The organism is Micromonospora arborensis, assembly GCF_003205615.1.
Lineage (GTDB): Bacteria > Actinomycetota > Actinomycetes > Mycobacteriales > Micromonosporaceae > Micromonospora > Micromonospora arborensis.
The window spans coordinates 1-17,268 of the sequence record NZ_PYBV01000040.1 but is presented as its reverse complement, the minus strand read 5'-3'; the positions used below and the strand labels follow the sequence as shown (position 1 = coordinate 17,268).

The window sequence follows — 17,268 nt, the reverse complement described above, 5'->3', positions numbered from 1 at the left end:
AACCCCACTCACAGATCGCGCGGGCCGGGGTGGGGTGGGTGGGTTAGCTGATCAAGGGGCGGAAGGTGCCCAGGACGACGCTTGTCGTCAGGGCGGCGCCGGCCAGCACGACTGCCCCGGCGATGAGAAGTGCGTCAGCGCGGGTGAAGCGTTGGCGGCGGGCCACGGTTCGGGGCGTGCCGGCGTCGAAGCCGCGCGCGTCCATCGCGACGGCGAGCCGGGTGCCTCGGCGGATCGCCCCGACCAGCAGCGCGAACGCGGTGGAGGCGAACAGTCGCAGCTTCGCCGCCGGGTTGCGTCCCGCGTCGACGCCCCGCGCGCGTCGGGCCATGCTGATCATCTGCCACTCCTGACCGAGCAACGGCACCAGCCGGAACGCGGCCAACGCCCCGATCGCGAACCGGGCCGGTGCCTTCGCGTTCTGGATCAGCGCGTCGGCCAGGTCGGTGGGGTCGGTGGTCGCGAACACGATCACACCGGGCAGGGCCACCGCGAAGATCCGCAGCACCAGGCCGAGCGCGGTGAGCAGCACGCCGGTGGTCACCAGCACCGGTCCGGCGTCCAGGAGGACCCGGCCGGACCGGTCGGCAGCGAAGAGTACGAGGGTGACCAGGATGCCGGCGGCACTGAGCAGCAGTGGCATGGCCCGCCGGGCCAGCACCCGGTAGCCGATGCCGAACAGCGGCAGCACGGCGAGTTCGAGCGCGATGGCGATCGCCGGGGCGACCGGGTCCAGAGTGGCCAGCAGGGTGAACGAGAAGACCAGCGCGGCAGCCACCTTCGCCACCGGGTTGCGGCGGGCCAACGGCGCATCGGGCGCCGCGACCGGCTTAATGTTGATCATCGGTCGCCGCTGCCGCTGCCGCTGCCGCTGCCGCTGCTGCCGCTGCTGCCGCCACCACCACCGTCGCCACCGCCCTCGTCGACGGCCCGTTGGAGGGTGACGGTGCGGTCGGCGAGCGCGGCGACGAAGTCCGCGTCATGGGTGACCGCGACCACGCCGTGCCCGGCGTCGCGCAGGTCGGCGAAGAGGTCGACCAGCTCCCGCCAGGTCCGCCGGTCCTGGCCGAAGGTGGGTTCGTCGCAGATCAGCAGGCGGGGCGCGGTGGCCAGGGCGGTCGCCACGCTCAGCCGCCGCGCCTCACCACCGGAGAGGGTGTACGGGTTGGCGGCGGCGAGCCGGGTCAGTCGTAGCCGTTCCAGCAGCCCGGCCACTGTCTCCTTGACCACCGCCTCGGGGTGACCGGTCCGGCGCGGGCCCAACGCCAGCTCGTCGAAGACGGTGCTGGTGACGAACTGGTGTTCCGGATCCTGGAAGACCGATCCGATCCGCCGGGCCAGTGCGGGGGCCCGCCAGCGGTGCGGGGGAGTGCGGTGGTCCGTGTCGGCCAGCGCGGCGGACGCGGTGACCCGCCCGGTGCCCGGCCGGAGCAAACCGCCGAGCAGCAGTGCCAGGGTGGACTTGCCGGCGCCATTGGGTCCGCGTACGGCGAGTGCCTCGCCGGCGCGTACCGCCAGGTCGGTGGAGCCCAGCCGGGGCGGCAGGCCGAGCCGGTCGGCGGTGAGCAGGAGGTCCCCGGGCGCGGCGGTGGCCGGCCGGGGCGCGATGGGGTGACCGGGCACCCAGACCCCCTCGGCGGCCAGGGCGGCGCCGTGCGCGGCGAAGACCGCCTCGGGTGTGCCGTCCGCGCGGACCCCGCCGCCGGGTTCCAGGACGACCACCCGGTCGACCAGCGGCAGTGCGTCGGCGACCCGGTGCTCGACCAGGATCAGCGTGGTGTCGGCGTCGAGCGCGCCCGCCACCGCCTGTCGGACCAGGTCGGCGCCGGCCGGATCGAGGTTGGCGGTGGGTTCGTCGAGTAGCAGCAACCCGGGGCGCAGGGCCAGCGCGCCGGCCAGGGCGAGGCGTTGTTGTTCGCCTCCGGAGAGCGCGGCGGTGTTGCGGTCGCGGGGGTACGGGAAGCCGACCCGGTGCAGCGCCTCGTCCACGCGGGGCCAGATCTCGTCGGTCGGTACGCCCCGGTTCTCCAGCCCGAACGCGACGTCGTCGCCGCAGCGCGCCATCACCAGTTGGGTCTCCGGGTCCTGGAAGACGATGCCGACCCGTTCCCGTCCCTTGCGCGGGTCGAGTCCGTCGATCTCGACGACGCCCTCCTGCTCGCCGGAGTCCTCGGGCAGCAGGCCGGCCAGCGCGCTGAGCAGGGTGCTCTTGCCGGCCCCCGAGGGCCCAAGAAGCAAAACCCGCTCCCCAGCCTCAACCCGCAGATCAACCCCGCGCAGAGCCCACGCGCGCCGCCCAGCGTGCCGCCACCCAAACCCCCGCAACAAAACCCCGCCCACGAACCCCACCCCCTCCCGGCCTCGGGCCGCCTTCCCTCTGTTGATCAAGAGGTTTGCGTCAGAAAATCGAGTCCCGTTGACGCAAACCTCTTGATCAACGCAGTCGACTAAGGGTGGTCAGATCAGGGCGCGGTCCTGGGCTACCGGGAAGCGGTCCAGGACTCCGGTGTTGGCCAGGGCCTTCGTCAGCAGCCAGCCGCCGGCGCCGGCGATCACGGTGGCGCTGACGATGGTGAGCAGCGCGTACGGGATGCGGTAGTCGGTCAGCGCGTAGTCGACGTTCCAGACGAAGAAGTCGAAGAGCGCGGCGCTGAGGCCGGTCAGCGCGCCGGCCAGCATCGCGGTCGGCAGGCGGAACGACCGGTACCGGAAGGCGGCGAATGCCAGCTCGGCGCCGATGCCCTGCACGATGCCCTGCGGGATGACCGTGCCGGCCCACTGGCTGCCCAGCAGTGCGGAGAGGACCGCGGCCACCGTCTCGCAGTAGAGCGCGGCGCCGGGCTTGCGGATGACCAGACCGCCGATCACGGCCGGCATCAGCCAGACGCCGTAGAGCAGCGTCTGCGCCGGCGGGAAGAAGGCGAACGCACCCTCGGTGGCGCTCCAGACCAGGCCCCACGCCCAGAAGATGACGCCGAAGGCGACCGCGATCACCGAGGCGACCACGATGTCGATGGTCCGCCAGCGGCTGCTGTCGGTGGTGGATTTCATATGGTGCTCCCAGTTCTGACTACGAACCAGGAGAAGACGCACGCCGCGCGTCCGGTGGCACCGGACGGCGGCGCGGCTGGAGGTCGACCGAACTCCCTGCGCTGGCATTACCCAGATCAGGTTCGAGGGTCTGCGGGCGTGCCCGCACTCTCAGCGCTGTGCGCTCCCCTGTCGGATGTGAAGTTGTCTCACTGACGCTAACACCGACCGGGCCGCCAGCCCAGCAGGGCATCCGCCTGACCTGCGAGGAGCGACCGACTCGCCGTCGGCTGGGTACGCTTCCGATCATGCGGGTTGACGCACGAGGTCTCACGTTCGAGGTAATCGTCGACGGTCCGCCGGACGGCGTACCCGCTCTGCTGCTGCACGGTTTCCCGCAGCACAGCGGCGAATGGGACGACGTCGTGCCGACGCTGCACGCGGCCGGGCTGCGCACGTACGCGCTGGACCAGCGCGGCTACTCGCCGGGCGCCCGGCCGACCGGGGTGGCCGACTACCGGATCCCCGAGCTGGTCGCCGACGTGGTGGCGGTGCTCGACGCTCTCGGGCTGGACGCCGTCCACCTGGTCGGCCACGACTGGGGCGCGGTCGTGGCGTGGGCGGTCGCCGCCGGGCACCCGGATCGGGTCCGCACGCTGACCGCGGTGTCCGTGCCACATCCGGCGGCCATGGCACAGGCCCTGGCCAACGACGGCCAGCAGAAGGCCCGCTCGTCCTACATCGCGCTCTTCCGTAAGCCGGACAAGGCCGAGAAGGTGCTGCTGGCGTGGCACGCGACCGCGCTGCGCAAGCTGCTCCGCGGGGTGGGCGACGCGTCCCGGGTGAACCGCTACGCCGACCCGATGCGCGAGCCGGGGGCGCTCACCGCCGCGCTGAACTGGTACCGGGCGATGTCCCGCGCCGACCTGGCGAGCGTCGGCCCGGTCGCGGTGCCCACCACGTACGTCTGGAGTGACCGGGACGTCGCCATCGGCCGGACCGCCGCCGAGGCGTGCGCCGCCAACGTCACCGGTGAATACCGCTTCGTGCAGTTGGCCGGGGTGAGTCACTGGATCCCGGACGCGGCGCCGGGCCCGCTCGCCGAGGCGATCCTGGCCCGAGCCGGCGGAACGGCCTGATCCGTGCGGGTCAGCGAGGGAGGGCCATCGTGACGACGGACACCAACGGGCCGGGCACTCGACGCTCGATCGCCGCGCAACTGCGCGTGCTGGGCGTACGCCCCGGCGCGACGCTGCTGGTGCACGCCGCGCTGCGTCCGCTGGGATTCGTCTGCGGCGGGCCGCACGCGGTGGTGCTCGCCCTGCGCGACGCGCTCGGCCCCGACGGGACGATCGTGGTGCCGACCCACACTCCGGACAACAGCGACCCCGCGGGGTGGCGCAACCCGCCGGTGCCGGCGGACTGGTGGCCGCTGATCCGCGCCGAGATGCCGGGCTTCGACCCGGCGGTCACACCGAGCCGGTTCATGGGTGTGCTCGCCGAGACGGTTCGCGGCTGGCCCGGCGCCCTGCGCAGCTCACATCCGCACGTGTCGTTCACCGCGCTCGGGCCGGCCGCCGAGCAGGTGGTGGCCGGGCACACCCTGGGCGACATGCTCGGCGAGGGCTCGCCGCTGGCCCGGCTCTACGACCTGGACGCCGACGTGTTGCTGCTGGGCGTGGACCACTCCGTGAGCACCTCGCTGCACCTGGCCGAATACCGCTGCCCGGGCTCGCCCCGCCAGCAGATGGGTGCCGCGGCGCGTACCGGTGACGGTGGTCGCGAATGGGTGTGGTGGCAGGACGTACGGCTCGACGCGGACGACTTCGACGCGTTGGGCAGGGACCTGGAGGACACCGGGGCGGTTCGCATCGGACCGGTCGGCGCCGGGACCGGCAGGTTGATGCGCCAGCGGGCGGCTGTCGACTTCGCGGTGCACTGGCTGGCCCGCAACCGGACGACGGAGGACACATGACGGTGAGTGCCGAGGACTATCTGGCCGTGGTGACCGAGACGATCGGCCGGGTGGCCGCCAGTCAGCGGGAGGCGGTGGCGCGGGCCGCCGACCTGATCGCTGAGGCCGTGCGCGCCGACGGCGTGGTGCACGCGTTCGGCACCGGGCATTCGGAGGCCCTCGCGATGGAGATCGCCGGACGGGCCGGCGGTCTGGTGCCGACCAACCGGATCGCGCTGCGCGATCTGGTGTTGATTGGTGGCGAACCGGCCGAGCGGCTCGGTCCGATGTTGGAACGGGATCCGGAGGTCGCGCACCGCCTCTACGAACTGGCCCCGGTGCGGCCCACCGACGTCTTCGTGCTCGCCTCGAACTCCGGGGTCAACGGCGCGATGGTGGAGTTCGCCATGCTGGTCAAGGAACGCGGCCACGCGCTGGTGGCGATCACCTCCGCGCAGCACTCCGGACGGATGACGTCCCGCCACCCGTCCGGGCGCAAGCTGGGCGAGATCGCCGACGTGGTGCTCGACAACGGCGCCCCGTACGGTGACGCGACGTTGCCGCTGCCCGGCGGTGGCGCGGTCGGCGCGGTCTCCTCGATCACCGCCGCGCTGCTGGCTCAGCAGATCACCGTGGAGGTGGTGGCGCGGTTGCTGGCGGCGGGGGAGCGGCCGCCGGTCTACCTGTCGGCGAACATCCCCGACGGCGACGCCCACAACACGGCCCTGGAGGCCCGGTACGCGGGCCGGATCCGACGCGGCTCCTGACGCCGCCACGCGGTGCTCCCGGTGGCCGACTTGCGTCTCGGAGATGAACGACAGATGTCGTGAAGCTGTTTCGTGCTCGGCCGGGTGGGGCATTGGCGTTGCTGCCGGCGGGCGGGACCGCCGGCAGTAGCGTCGCACCGGAGGTAGCGCGTGTCCAAGGAGACCGAGAAGCAGCGTTGGCAGCGCAACTTCGCTGACCTGTTGCAGGAGTTGCGGGTCGCACAGACCGGCGTGCAGATTCTCTTCGCCTTCCTGCTCACCCTGCCGTTCAGTAGCGGGTTCACCGAGACCACGGAGTTCCAGCGCGACGTCTACATCGTGGCGTTGCTCGCGGCGGCCGCCGCGACGGCACTGATCATCTCGCCGGTGGCGTTCCACCGGGCGCTGTTCCGGCAGGGGCGCAAGCCGGAGCTGGTCCGCTTCGCGCACCGGATGGCCACCGGCGGTCTCGCCTTCATGCTGGTCGCGATGGTCAGCGCGGTGCTGCTGATCACCGACTTCGTGCTGGACCGGCCGATCGCCTTCGTGCTCAGTGCGCTGACCGGGCTCTGGTTCCTCACGTTCTGGGCTGCCCTGCCGTTCGCCCGCCGCAACTGGGGTGAGGACGACATCGACGACGAGGACGACGACCCGGACGAGATCGCCGGCCGCTGATCGGGCAGATCTCCACAGAGCGCTACCCCTGGGTAACAACCGGGGGTAGCGTGGCGGTAGTCGCGCACGTCAACCCAGCCGCACCGAGCTTCGAGGGGGCAGCCGTGACCACGACGCAGGACGGCCGACCAGCACCGGACGGCCCCGATTCCGACGCCACCCCCGACACCGCCGGTGCCGCCGCTCCGTTGCCGGCGGAGGCCGGGCAGGTCTCGGAGAAGGAGGCCCGGCGGGTCGCCGAGGCCGCTCGCGAGTCCACCTGGGACCGACCCAGCTTCGGCAAGGAGCTGTTCCTCGGCCGTCTCCGGCTCGACCTGATCGACCCGTGGCCCCAGTCCGACCCGGACGACGTGGCCCGCGCCGAGGAGTTCCTTGGTCGGTTCCGCGCCTTCCTCGACTCCGAGGTGGACGGGGCTGCCATCGAACGCGACGCGTCCATTCCGGACTCGGTGTTCCACGGCCTCGCCGACCTCGGCGCGTTCGGCATGAAGATCGACCGGAAGTACGGCGGGCTCGGGCTGAGCAACCTGCACTACTGCCGGGCGCTGATGCTGGCCGGCTCGGTCAGCCCGGCCATCGGCGCGCTGCTCTCGGCGCACCAGTCGATCGGGGTGCCGCAGCCGCTGAAGATGTTCGGCACCGCCGAGCAGAAGCAGCGCTTCCTGCCCCGACTCGCCGCCGGTGAGGTGTCCGCGTTCCTGCTCACCGAGCCGGACGTCGGCTCCGATCCGGCCCGGCTGGCCACCACCGCCGAGCCGACCGAGGACGGCACCGGTTACCGGCTCAACGGAGTGAAACTCTGGGCCACCAACGGCATCGTGGCCACCCTGCTGGTGGTGATGGCCCGGGTGCCGGCCGCCCAGGGGCGGCGGGGTGGAATCACCGCGTTCGTGGTGGACGGCGACAGCGCGGGCATCACCGTCGAGCGGCGCAACCAGTTCGTCGGCCTGCGCGGCCTGGAAAACAGCCTCACTCGCTTCCACGACGTGTTCGTGCCCGCCGAGAACGTCATCGGAGGCGAGGGCAAGGGGCTGAAGATCGCCCTGACCACGCTGAACACCGGCCGGCTCTCGCTCCCGGCGATGTGCGTGGGCGCCGGCAAGTGGTCGTTGAACGTGGCCCGGGGGTGGGCCGCCGACCGGGTCCAGTGGGGGCGACCGGTGGGCGAGCACGAGGCCGTCGCGCAGAAGCTCTCCTTCATCGCCGCCACCACGTACGGCATGGAGACCATGCTCGACCTCTGCTGCCTGCTCGCCGACGACGACCGCAACGACATCCGGATCGAGGCGGCCCTGGTCAAGCTGTACGCCAGCGAGATGGCCTGGAAGATCGCCGACGAGTTGATCCAGATCCGGGGCGGGCGCGGCTACGAGACGGCCGACTCGTTGGCCGCCCGCGGCGAACGCCCGGCCAACGTCGAGCAGGTGCTGCGCGACCTGCGGATCAACCGGATCTTCGAGGGCTCGACCGAGATCATGCACCTGCTGATCGCGCGGGAGGCGGTCGACGCCCACCTGTCGGTGGCCGGCGACATCATCGACCCCGAGGCGGGGCTGGGCCGCAAGGCGCGGGCCGGCGCCCGAGCCGGTGCCTTCTACGCGAAGTGGCTGCCCACACTGGCCGTGGGCCGGGGGCAGAGCCCTTCGGCGTACGCCGAGTTCGGACCGCTCGCCGGGCACCTGCGACAGGTGGAGCGGTCGTCGCGCAAGCTGGCCCGGTCGACGTTCTACGCGATGTCCCGCTGGCAGGGAAAGATGGAACGCAAGCAGGCGTTCCTCGGCCGTGTGGTGGACATCGGCGCCGAGTTGTTCGCGATGTCCGCGGTCTGCGTCCGGGCTTCCGCCGAACGGGACAGCCGACCGGAGAACGTCGAGCTGGCCGACCTGTTCTGCCGGCAGGCGCGGGTGCGGGTGGATGCCCTGTTCACGGCGCTCTGGGACAACACCGACTCGGTCGACACCGCCGCCGCGAAGCGGATCCTCGCCGGTCGCTACGCGGGCCTGGAGGAGGGCGTGGTCACCCCGTCCGACGAGTTGCCCTGGGTGGCCGGCTGGTCGCCGGGGCCGTCCACCGCCGAGGACGTGCGCCGCCGCATCCCGCCCAAGCCGTGATCCACACCCTCCGCCAACCGCACGGCAGGTGTCAGCGGGCGACCGCCCAGGCCAGCACCGCCGCGAGGATCAGGCCGTTGAGCGCGGCCAGACCCAGGTACGCCGCGGGCGGGATCTTCTTGCCCCGGCGTACGAAGGAGACCAGGACGGCGGCGTAGCCGAGCAGCAGAACGGCGATGACGATCAGGAAGTAGAACACCCGAAGACCTTAGCGGCCCCGGGCGCGCAGGCCGAGTTGGCGCAGCTCCAGCGCCGCCAGCGCGTCGAGGGTCGCGTCGTCGCCGCGCCGCCACGCCTCAGCGACGTCCGGGCCGATCCGGGTCAGCCGGCCCAGTGGCTGGGTGGCCAGCGCGCGCAGGGCGAGCAGGTCCCGGCCGGCCGGCCCGGCAGCCAGTGTCGCCGCCGATCCGGCCCGGCGCATCCAGCGCAGGCGCAGCGGCAGCCAGCCGAACAGCACGATGCCGAGCGGGAAGATCAGCACCGCGATGGTGAGGGCGAGGGCGAGCTGATCGACGAGGTGCTGCTGGTCGCGGCCGGCGTCGGCGAGCGACCGAGCGGCGTCGGCGGCGCGTTGGAAGGGTGCGGTCAGCTCGTCGCCGACCAGCGGCACCCGGCCGACCTTGCTGCCGGCGTCGCCCAGGTTGTCGGCGAGGCCGCTGCCGGCGCCTTCCAGCTTCTGCCCCGGTACGGCGAGCTTCTGCACCAGGTCGTGCAGCCAGAGCGCGCCGCGGATCGCCACGTACACCCAGGCGACGACGAGCAGGTCGGTGATCAACTGACGGGCGGCGGTCGGAAACCGATCGGCATAGATTTTCACGCCGGACAGCGTTGCACGAACGGCCTCGGCCCGACACCCGTCGTTCGCGGGCCTGGCCGGGGCGATCCGTTCCGCCTTACGGGCGACGCAAGCGTCGCGATCAGGCGAGCCGGAGGTCCACGAACGGCACGGTGTCGCCGGGCAGGACGTACCGCTCGATCTCGACGAAGCCGTGCTGTCGGGCAAACCGCAGGCCGTCGTCGTTGGAGGCCAGGACGACGGTGTCGATGACCTGCGCGCCCAGATCGCGTGCCCTCGCCAGCCCTTGCTGATAGATCTGCTCCCCGTAGCCGTGCCGGCGATGTCCGGGCAGAACCCGTGCGATCACGGTCGCGGCCGCCGCGTCGGATTCCGGGGGTCGTACCGTCGAGCACCCCACCGGCGACCCCTCGACGTACGCGACCTCGAGGATGTTCCGCTGGGCGCGGACGACGATCTCGTCGACCGACAGGGTGGCCGTGGGGATGATCAGATTGTGGATGTGTTGCCAGTCGAGCAGGGCTGCTTCGCTACCTACCGGCTGGACCGTCCTGAACTGAAGGTCTGACACGGGAGCCAGGTTAGTCACCGTGCGCAGGCCGGGCAGGTGCCGAAGATCTCCATGGTGTGGCTGACGTCGGCGTAGCCGTGCTTCGCGGCGACCCGGTCGGCCCAGCTCTCCACGGCCGGCCCGGCCACCTCGACCGTACGCCCGCAGGCCCGGCAGACCAGGTGGTGGTGGTGCCCCTCGCTGCACCGGCGGTAGAGGTGCTCGCCGCCCGGCGGACGCATCACGTCGATCTCGCCCGCGTCGGCCAGCCCCTGCAGGGTGCGGTAGACGGTGGTCAGGCCGACCCGTTCGCCGCGCTCCCGCAGCATCGCGTGCAGGTCCTGGGCGCTGTGGAAGCCCTCCATCTCGCCCAGCAGCGCGCTCACCGCCGAGCGCTGCCGGGTGTTGCGTACCGCGGCGCTGCTCTCGCTCATGATCCCTCCCCCGCGTGGCTGACCGCGTCCGCCACGATGTGCGCGACGTGCTCGTCGACCAGGCTGTAGGCGATCTCCCGGCCTCGACGCGAACCCCGCACCACGCCCGCGCCGCGCAGCACCCGCAGGTGCTGGGAGACGAGCGGTTGCGCCGCGCCGAGCTTCTCCACCAGCTCGTGCACGCACCGCTCGCCGCCGGCCAACTCGCTGACGATGGCCAGCCGAATGGGCGCGGACAGCGCGCGGAGCAGCTCGCTCGCCCCGTCGAACCCGTCGTAGCCCGTCGCGCTGGTCATCCTGCAACGATAACCAATACCACCGACATCCCCCTGATCAGGATCTCTCCAGCACGACCTCGTGTGGTTCCGGTGTTGGCACGGCGGCGGCCGGCGTCGCCCGGCGGCGCAGCGCCCGCCAGACGCCGCCGGTCACGGCCACCACCAGGAAGGAGGCGATCGCCACCAGCACCACCGACGCGCCCGGCGCGGTGTCCGCCGTAGCCGCCACCCAGACACCGGAGCCGGCGGCGAAGAACCCGAGCACCATCGCGGCGGTCATCGTGCTGCGGAAGCCCCGGGTGACCTGCTGTGCGGTGGCGACCGGCACCACCATCAGCGCGCTGATCAGCAGCACCCCGACGGCCCGCATCGCGATGGTCACCGTGATCGCGGTGGCGACCGCGATCAGCAGGTTCAGCGTCCGTACCGGAAGGCCGGAGACCCGGGCGTACTCCTCGTCGTGGCTGACCGCGAAGAGCGCCGGGCGCAACGCGATCATCGTGACCAGGATCGCCGCGCCGAGCACCGCGATGGTGATCACGTCCGCGAGGGAGGTGGTGATCAGCGACCCGAACAGATAGGCGTTGAGGTTGGCGCTGGTCGCGTCGGAGAGGCCGACCAGCAACACGCCGCCCGCGATCCCGCCGTAGAAGAGCAGGGCCAGGGCCAGGTCGCCGGACGTACGCCCGCGGGCACGGACCACCTCGATGGCGATCGCGCCCGCGGTGGCGACGAGCACCGCCACCAACACCGGCGAGCGGTTGAGCAGCAGACCAGCGCCCACGCCGGTCAGCGCCACGTGCCCGACACCGTCGCCGATCAACGCCAGCCGGCGCTGCACCAGGTAGATGCCGAGGGCCGGCGCGGCCAGGCCGATCACCAGCGCGCCGATCAGGGCATGCTGCATGTAGGAGTACTGGAAGAGTCCCATGCGTCAGTTGCTCCACAGCCCGGCGGGCTCGTCGGGACCGTGCGGGTGCACGTGGTCGTGGTCGGGCTCCGCGTGATGGCCGGCCGGGTCCGGCACCGCGCCGTCGTGACAGATGCCACCCTCGTGTACGACGACCGCCCGGCTGATCACCGGTCGCAGCGGGCCCAGTTCGTGGGCGACCAGCAGCACCGTCCCGCCGCCGCCGACGAAGTCGCGCAGCGCGTCGGCGAACGCCTCCTGGCTTGCCGCGTCCACCCCGGCGGTGGGCTCGTCGAGGACCAGCAGCTCCGGCTGACCGGCCAGTGCGCGGGCGATCAGGGTGCGCTGCTGCTGGCCGCCGGAGAGCGTGGAGACCGGGTCGCCGGCCCGGTCGGCGAGCCCGACCGCGAGCAGCGCGGCGTCGACGGCGGCCCGGTCGGCTCGACCCGGCGGGCGGAGGATCCCCCGGCGGGCCAGTCGGCCGGAGGCCACCACCTCACGCACGGTGGCCGGTACGCCGCCACCGGCGCCCAGGCGCTGCGGGACGTACCCGATGCGTGCCCACTGCCGGAAGCGGCGCAACGGCCGGTCGAAGAGGGTGACCGAGCCGGCGCTGATGGGCACCAGCCCGAGCACGGCGCGGATCAGGGTGGACTTGCCGGAGCCGTTGGCGCCGAGCACCGCGACCACCTCGCCGGCGGTCACGGTGAGCGAGATGTCCCGGAGCACGGGGCGGCCGTCGTAGCCGACCACCCCGTGCTCGACGGTGATGACAGGTGTGGTCACGAGCAGCTCAAGGCCGTCTGCAGGGTCTGCAGGTTCGTACGCATCACCGAAAGGTAGTCCCCGTTGCTGTCGGCGGCGAGTCCTTCGATCGGGTCCAGCACGGCGGTCTTCGCGCCGACCTGACCGGCGATGGTCTCGGCGACCTTCGGGCTGACCAGGGTCTCGAAGAAGATCGTGGTGGCCTTGTGCTCCTTCGCCTCCTCGATCGCCTGGGCGAGCCGCTGCGGCGAAGGCTCGACGTCTGGGCTCAGCCCGGTGATGCCGACCTGGTCGAGCTGGTAGCGGTCGGCGAGGTAGCCGAACGCGGCGTGGCTGGTCACGATCTCCCGCCGCTGGCAGGTCGCCAGGCCGCGCGTGAACTCGCCGTCCAGGGTCGTGAGGTCCGCGCGCAGTGCCGCGGCACGGGCCGTGTAGTCGGCGGCGTGGTCCGGGTCGGCCTTGCCGAGCCGCTGGGCGAGCTGGTCGCCGATGCCGGCGAGGCGGGTTGGGTCGAGCCAGACGTGGGGATCCTTGGCGCCGCGCTCCTCGGCGTTGTCCTCCTCGCCCTCGTGGTTGTGCCCGCCGGCGCTCGCGTCCAACAGCGGCTGGACGCCTGTCACGTCGAACGCCTGGTCGCCACCGTTCTGCGCGACGGCGTCATCGACCGCGGGCTGGAAACCCTTGAGGTAGACGATCAGCTCCGCCTCGCTGACCTGGCCGACCTGGCTCGGGTTGAGCTCCAGATCGTGCGGCTCGGCACCGGGCTTGGCCAGGTTCGTCACTCGGACCGCGTCGCCACCGACGCGCTCCGCGATGAACTGGAGGGGATAGAACGCCGCCACCACGTCGACCCGTTGGGGGTCGGCGCCGGCGGCACCACCGGTGGAGCAGCCGGCCGCGGCACCCAGGGCGAGGAGGGTGGTCGCGGCGGCCAGGACACGGAACGTGGTGCGGTTGCTCATGACGTCAACTGTCCGTGGCAACGATAATGATTGTCAAAAACGCATGCTTGCATGTCAGAGCAGCTTCGCGAGGCCCACCGTCACCAGCAGGGTCAACATCACCAGTCGAAGCAGCCGGGTCTGCGGCGCCTGAACCGCCCAGGTCGTCGCCAACAGGGCGATCAGGACCGCGGCGAGCGCGAGCGTCAGCAGCCCGCCGATCACCCCGGGCGTGAAGAACGCCACCAGCACCACCACCAGGGTGAGCAGGAACACCGACGTCGGGTTCGCCCCGGCCAACCGGGCCAGCAAGGGGCGCTGCGTACGCTGCATCCCACAGACTCTACGAGGAGGGACCTCCGTTGCTGGTGACCAACCGGTTCGTGGTCGACGTCGATGTCGCCGACGACTTCACCGAACGGGCGCACGCCGCCCTCACCGCACTGGCCGCCCGCCCCGGCTACCTCCGCGGTCAACTGGTCCGGGCGCTCGACGACCCCCGGTACTGGTCGCTGGTCACCGAATGGGAGTCGGTCGGCACGTACCGACGGGCGCTGGGCGCCTTCGAGGTCAAGGTCAGCGCCGTGCCACTGCTCGCCGAGTCGGTCGACGAGCCCTCCGCGTACGAGGCGCTGGCCACCGCGGCCCCCGGCGGGGCGGTGGTCGTCGCCGAGAGTGATCGGGCTGCGGGTCCTTACCGCTGAGCCGGCGGACACTACGCTGCTCCTATGACCCCACCCGCCCCGCCACCCGGTCCCGGGGTGGCTCCGCCGTTCGCCGCGCCGCCCACCGAGGGCCGCCGGACTCGGCTCTGGATCGGCCTCGGTGTCGGCGCGCTCGCCGTGGTGCTCTGCTGTGGCGGGGGCGGCAGCGCCGTCGTCGGCCTGGCCGTGACCGGCGTGCAGGCGGTCCGGGAACAGGCCCGCACCGTGACCGGCGACTACTACCAGGCGCTGGTCGAGCGGAACTACGGGCGGGCGTACGAGCAGCTCTGCGACGACGCGCAACGGCGCGAGTCCCGGCCCGAGTTCGAACGGCGGGCCGCCGCCGAGCCGCAGGTCACGGCGTTCCGGCTGGGCGAGGTGGACACCATCAACCTGACCTTGCCGGTCGACGTGACGCTGGACGGCGGTGACCGGGAGCAGCAGCAGGTCATTCTTGGGCATGACGGTCAGACCGGCGGCGTGGAGGTCTGCGGGGTCAGCTGACCCGCCCCCGGTATTCTGCTGGGCTCAGGGCGACGGTGGTCGTACCGTGGTCCCGAACCGACCGTTCCATCCACATCTCGCCCCCGCCGACCGCCAGCCGGCGTAGGAGGAAACATGCCAGTCGACCGTATCGACGCCGTCGTCAGCCTTGCCAAGCGCCGAGGCTTCGTCTTCCCCTCCAGCGAAATCTACGGAGGCACCCGATCGGCGTGGGACTACGGCCCGCTCGGCGTGGAACTCAAGGAGAACGTCCGCCGGCAGTGGTGGAAGACCATGGTCCAGCAGCGCGACGACGTCGTCGGCCTCGACTCGGCGGTGATCCTGGCCCGCAAGGTGTGGGAGGCCTCCGGCCACATCGCCGAGTTCGTCGACCCGCTCACCGAGTGCCAGTTCTGCCACAAGCGGTTCCGGGCGGACCACCTCGAAGAGGCGTACGAGGCCAAGCACGGCAAGCCGCTGGCCTCGCTCACTGAGCTCAACTGCCCCAACTGCGGCAACAAGGGCACCTTCACCGAGCCGAAGATGTTCAACGGCCTGATGAAGACCTACCTGGGCCCGGTGGAGAGCGAAGAGGGCATGCACTACCTGCGCCCGGAGACCGCGCAGGGCATCTTCGTCAACTACAAGAACGTCGAGACGGTCGCCCGCAAGAAGCCGCCGTTCGGCATCGCGCAGACCGGCAAGTCGTTCCGCAACGAGATCACCCCGGGCAACTTCATCTTCCGGACCCGCGAGTTCGAGCAGATGGAGATGGAGTTCTTCGTCGAGCCGGGCACCGACGAGCAGTGGCACGAGTACTGGCTCCAGGAGCGCTGGAACTGGTACCTCGACCTCGGCCTGTCCGCCGACAACCTGCGCCTCTACGAGCACCCGGCGGAGAAGCTCTCGCACTACTCCAAGCGGACGGTCGACATCGAGTACCGCTTCCAGTTCGGCGGCACCGAGTTCGCCGAGCTGGAGGGCGTCGCGAACCGCACCGACTTCGACCTCTCCACGCACAGCAAGCACTCCGGCGTCGACCTGTCGTACTTCGACCAGACCAAGAGTGAGCGCTGGATGCCGTACGTCATCGAGCCGGCCGCGGGTCTGACCCGCGCGGTGCTCGCCTTCCTGCTGGAGGCGTACGACGAGGACGAGGCACCGAACACCAAGGGTGGCGTGGACAAGCGCACCGTGATGCGCTTCGACCCGCGGCTCGCCCCGGTCAAGGTGGCGGTGCTGCCGCTGTCGCGCAACGAGGCGCTGTCGCCGAAGGCCAAGGACCTCGCGACGCTGCTGCGCAAGCGCTGGGTGGTGGAGTTCGACGATTCGCAGGCGATCGGCCGCCGCTACCGTCGGCAGGACGAGATCGGCACCCCGTTCTGCGTGACCGTCGACTTCGACACGCTGGACGACAACGCCGTGACGGTGCGCAACCGGGACACCATGGCCCAGGAGCGGGTCTCCCTGGACCAGGTCGAGCGCTACCTGATCGAGCGCCTCCCCGGCTGCTGAGACGCTGCGCACGGGGCCTCGGCCGACGCGATGAGCGCCGGTCGGGGCCCCGTACACTTGTCCGGTGACTGCCTCGACCATGCCCGCGCTGCGCCCGTTGACTCTCGGGCAGCACCAGGTGTGGCCACCGGTGGTGCTCGCGCCGATGGCCGGGATCACCAACGTCGGGTTCCGTCGGCTCTGCCGGGAGCAGGGCGGCGGCATCTACGTCTGCGAAATGATCACGACTCGGGCGCTGGTCGAGCGCAACCCGAAGACGCTGCGCATGATCACGTTCGGCGACGACGAGAAGCCCCGCAGCCTCCAGCTCTACGGCACCGACCCGGAGATCACCGCTGCCGCCGTGCGGATCGTCGTCGAACGCAACCTGGCCGATCACATCGACCTCAACTTCGGCTGCCCGGTCCCCAAGGTCACCCGGCGTGGGGGCGGCGCGGCGTTGCCGTGGCGGCGCCGGCTCTTCGCCCGGCTGGTGCAGGCCGCGGTGGCTGCCGCCGCGCCGGCCGGGGTGCCGGTCACGGTGAAGATGCGCAAGGGCATCGACGACGACCACCTGACGTACGTCGAAGCCGGGCTCGCCGCCCAGGACGCCGGCGTGGCCGCGGTGGCCCTGCACGGGCGGACCGCCGCGCAGCGCTACTCCGGCACCGCCGACTGGGACGCGATCGCCACGTTGAAGCAGGCCCTCGATGTGCCGGTGCTCGGCAACGGCGACATCTGGGAGGCCGACGACGCATTGCGCATGGTCGCGCACACCGGCGTCGACGGCGTGGTCGTCGGGCGCGGCTGCCTGGGTCGACCGTGGCTCTTCGCCGACCTGGAGGCTGCCTTCAACGGCCGCCCGGAGCGGCGGATGCCCACCCTCGGCGAGGTGGCGGTGACCATGCGCCGGCACGCCGAGCTGCTGGTCGACCAGTTCGTGGCCGGTGCCAGCAACCCGGCCCGGGGTGAGCGGGACGGCTGCACCGACTTCCGCAAGCACGTCGCCTGGTATCTGAAGGGCTTCCCGGTCGGCGGCGAGCTGCGCCGTTCGCTGGCGATGATCGAGAGCCTGGCCCAGCTCGACGACCTGCTCGGAAAGCTCGACCCGACGGAGCCGTTCCCGCTGACCGCCCTGGGCCAGCCGCGCGGGCGCACCAACTCGCCGGGGAAGGTCTTCCTACCGGAGGGCTGGCTGGCCAGCCGAGACGACGACGCCGTCCCCGAGGGTGCCGAGATGGACGACTCCGGCGGCTGATCGCTGAGCGTCCGGGCACCGGGACGGCCACGCACTGGCCTGAACATGCCGAAGGGCCGGGCCCCTGGTCTTGGGGGTCCGGCCCTTCGGCATGGTGCTGGTGCTGGTTTGTGCTGGTACTGGTGGTCGCGGGTCAGTT

21 protein-coding genes and 1 riboswitch are annotated in these 17,268 nt (G+C 71.6%); of the genes, 9 read left to right on the top strand and 12 right to left on the bottom strand.

The genetic code is table 11. From position 1 onward, the window contains the following. Nucleotides 1-43: 43 nt before the first annotated feature. The 3 genes from C7C45_RS27270 to C7C45_RS27260 all read right to left on the bottom strand — a co-directional run bounded on the left by C7C45_RS27270 (nt 44) and on the right by C7C45_RS27260 (nt 3,051). Nucleotides 44-844, bottom strand: coding sequence for an energy-coupling factor transporter transmembrane component T family protein (locus tag C7C45_RS27270; protein WP_110566751.1), 801 nt, complete (start codon nt 842-844; stop codon nt 44-46). Then, nucleotides 841-2,340: an ABC transporter ATP-binding protein gene (locus C7C45_RS27265; RefSeq protein WP_244200598.1), complete on the bottom strand. Its 1,500-nt coding sequence runs from the start codon at nt 2,338-2,340 to the stop codon at nt 841-843. Before C7C45_RS27265 ends, C7C45_RS27270 begins: the two co-directional genes overlap by 4 nt. Nucleotides 2,341-2,457: 117 nt before the next feature. Next, nucleotides 2,458-3,051 carry an ECF transporter S component gene (locus C7C45_RS27260; protein ID WP_110566749.1) on the bottom strand — a complete coding sequence of 198 codons (594 nt, stop codon included), beginning with the start codon at nt 3,049-3,051 and terminating at the stop codon, nt 2,458-2,460. A gap of 75 nt (nt 3,052-3,126) precedes the next feature. Next, a riboswitch (TPP riboswitch) is annotated at nt 3,127-3,231 on the bottom strand. Nucleotides 3,232-3,338: 107 nt separating this feature from the next. On the opposite strand from C7C45_RS27260, the gene C7C45_RS27255 reads away from it, so the two are divergent. The 5 genes from C7C45_RS27255 to C7C45_RS27235 all read left to right on the top strand — a co-directional run bounded on the left by C7C45_RS27255 (nt 3,339) and on the right by C7C45_RS27235 (nt 8,516). Continuing rightward, nucleotides 3,339-4,169 (top strand): alpha/beta fold hydrolase, encoded by an 831-nt coding sequence (locus tag C7C45_RS27255; RefSeq protein ID WP_110566748.1) that lies wholly within the window; start codon nt 3,339-3,341, stop codon nt 4,167-4,169. Between the two features lie 29 nt (nt 4,170-4,198). Then, nucleotides 4,199-5,005, top strand: coding sequence for an AAC(3) family N-acetyltransferase (locus tag C7C45_RS27250; RefSeq protein WP_110566746.1), 807 nt, complete (start codon nt 4,199-4,201; stop codon nt 5,003-5,005). Next, nucleotides 5,002-5,751 (top strand): sugar isomerase domain-containing protein, encoded by a 750-nt coding sequence (locus C7C45_RS27245; RefSeq protein ID WP_110566744.1) that lies wholly within the window; start codon nt 5,002-5,004, stop codon nt 5,749-5,751. The genes C7C45_RS27250 and C7C45_RS27245 overlap by 4 nt, the downstream gene beginning before the upstream one ends. Before the next feature lie 150 nt (nt 5,752-5,901). After that, on the top strand, nt 5,902-6,405 hold the full coding sequence (locus C7C45_RS27240) for a DUF6328 family protein (protein WP_110566742.1): 504 nt from the start codon (nt 5,902-5,904) through the stop codon (nt 6,403-6,405). 104 nt (nt 6,406-6,509) lie between these two features. After that, nucleotides 6,510-8,516 (top strand): acyl-CoA dehydrogenase family protein, encoded by a 2,007-nt coding sequence (locus C7C45_RS27235; protein WP_110566740.1) that lies wholly within the window; start codon nt 6,510-6,512, stop codon nt 8,514-8,516. Between the two features lie 31 nt (nt 8,517-8,547). Here C7C45_RS27235 and C7C45_RS34230 read toward each other — a convergent pair whose 3' ends face one another. From C7C45_RS34230 to C7C45_RS27195, 9 genes are all read right to left on the bottom strand, one after another. Next, a complete protein-coding gene (locus tag C7C45_RS34230; protein ID WP_167454842.1) occupies nt 8,548-8,715 on the bottom strand; it encodes a hypothetical protein in 168 nt (55 codons plus the stop codon). Nucleotides 8,716-8,724: 9 nt separating this feature from the next. After that, nucleotides 8,725-9,333: a hypothetical protein gene (locus C7C45_RS27230; protein WP_110566738.1), complete on the bottom strand. Its 609-nt coding sequence runs from the start codon at nt 9,331-9,333 to the stop codon at nt 8,725-8,727. A gap of 100 nt (nt 9,334-9,433) precedes the next feature. Next, entirely contained in the window at nt 9,434-9,883 is a 450-nt protein-coding gene (locus C7C45_RS27225; protein WP_110566736.1) for a GNAT family N-acetyltransferase, read from the bottom strand. 14 nt (nt 9,884-9,897) lie between these two features. After that, a complete protein-coding gene (locus C7C45_RS27220) occupies nt 9,898-10,296 on the bottom strand; it encodes a Fur family transcriptional regulator (RefSeq protein ID WP_110566735.1) in 399 nt (132 codons plus the stop codon). Continuing rightward, on the bottom strand, nt 10,293-10,592 hold the full coding sequence (locus C7C45_RS27215) for an ArsR/SmtB family transcription factor (RefSeq protein WP_030338189.1): 300 nt from the start codon (nt 10,590-10,592) through the stop codon (nt 10,293-10,295). The genes C7C45_RS27220 and C7C45_RS27215 overlap by 4 nt, the downstream gene beginning before the upstream one ends. A gap of 37 nt (nt 10,593-10,629) precedes the next feature. Beyond that, on the bottom strand, nt 10,630-11,505 hold the full coding sequence (locus C7C45_RS27210; RefSeq protein WP_110566733.1) for a metal ABC transporter permease: 876 nt from the start codon (nt 11,503-11,505) through the stop codon (nt 10,630-10,632). Nucleotides 11,506-11,508: 3 nt separating this feature from the next. Further along, nucleotides 11,509-12,270 (bottom strand): metal ABC transporter ATP-binding protein, encoded by a 762-nt coding sequence (locus C7C45_RS27205; protein ID WP_110566731.1) that lies wholly within the window; start codon nt 12,268-12,270, stop codon nt 11,509-11,511. After that, a complete protein-coding gene (locus C7C45_RS27200; RefSeq protein ID WP_110566729.1) occupies nt 12,267-13,211 on the bottom strand; it encodes a metal ABC transporter substrate-binding protein in 945 nt (314 codons plus the stop codon). The genes C7C45_RS27205 and C7C45_RS27200 overlap by 4 nt, the downstream gene beginning before the upstream one ends. Before the next feature lie 54 nt (nt 13,212-13,265). Continuing rightward, nucleotides 13,266-13,523: a hypothetical protein gene (locus C7C45_RS27195; protein WP_110566727.1), complete on the bottom strand. Its 258-nt coding sequence runs from the start codon at nt 13,521-13,523 to the stop codon at nt 13,266-13,268. 29 nt (nt 13,524-13,552) lie between these two features. Here C7C45_RS27195 and C7C45_RS27190 point away from each other — a divergent pair, with 29 nt between their 5' ends. The 4 genes from C7C45_RS27190 to dusB all read left to right on the top strand — a co-directional run bounded on the left by C7C45_RS27190 (nt 13,553) and on the right by dusB (nt 17,129). Then, nucleotides 13,553-13,894 carry an antibiotic biosynthesis monooxygenase gene (locus C7C45_RS27190; RefSeq protein WP_110566725.1) on the top strand — a complete coding sequence of 114 codons (342 nt, stop codon included), beginning with the start codon at nt 13,553-13,555 and terminating at the stop codon, nt 13,892-13,894. A 24-nt stretch (nt 13,895-13,918) separates the two neighbouring features. Beyond that, nucleotides 13,919-14,398 (top strand): hypothetical protein, encoded by a 480-nt coding sequence (locus tag C7C45_RS27185; RefSeq protein ID WP_110566723.1) that lies wholly within the window; start codon nt 13,919-13,921, stop codon nt 14,396-14,398. 114 nt (nt 14,399-14,512) lie between these two features. Continuing rightward, nucleotides 14,513-15,892 (top strand): glycine--tRNA ligase, encoded by a 1,380-nt coding sequence (locus tag C7C45_RS27180; RefSeq protein ID WP_110566721.1) that lies wholly within the window; start codon nt 14,513-14,515, stop codon nt 15,890-15,892. A gap of 79 nt (nt 15,893-15,971) precedes the next feature. Further along, a complete protein-coding gene (dusB, locus tag C7C45_RS27175) occupies nt 15,972-17,129 on the top strand; it encodes a tRNA dihydrouridine synthase DusB (protein WP_110566719.1) in 1,158 nt (385 codons plus the stop codon). The last annotated feature ends 139 nt before the right edge of the window (nt 17,130-17,268 follow it).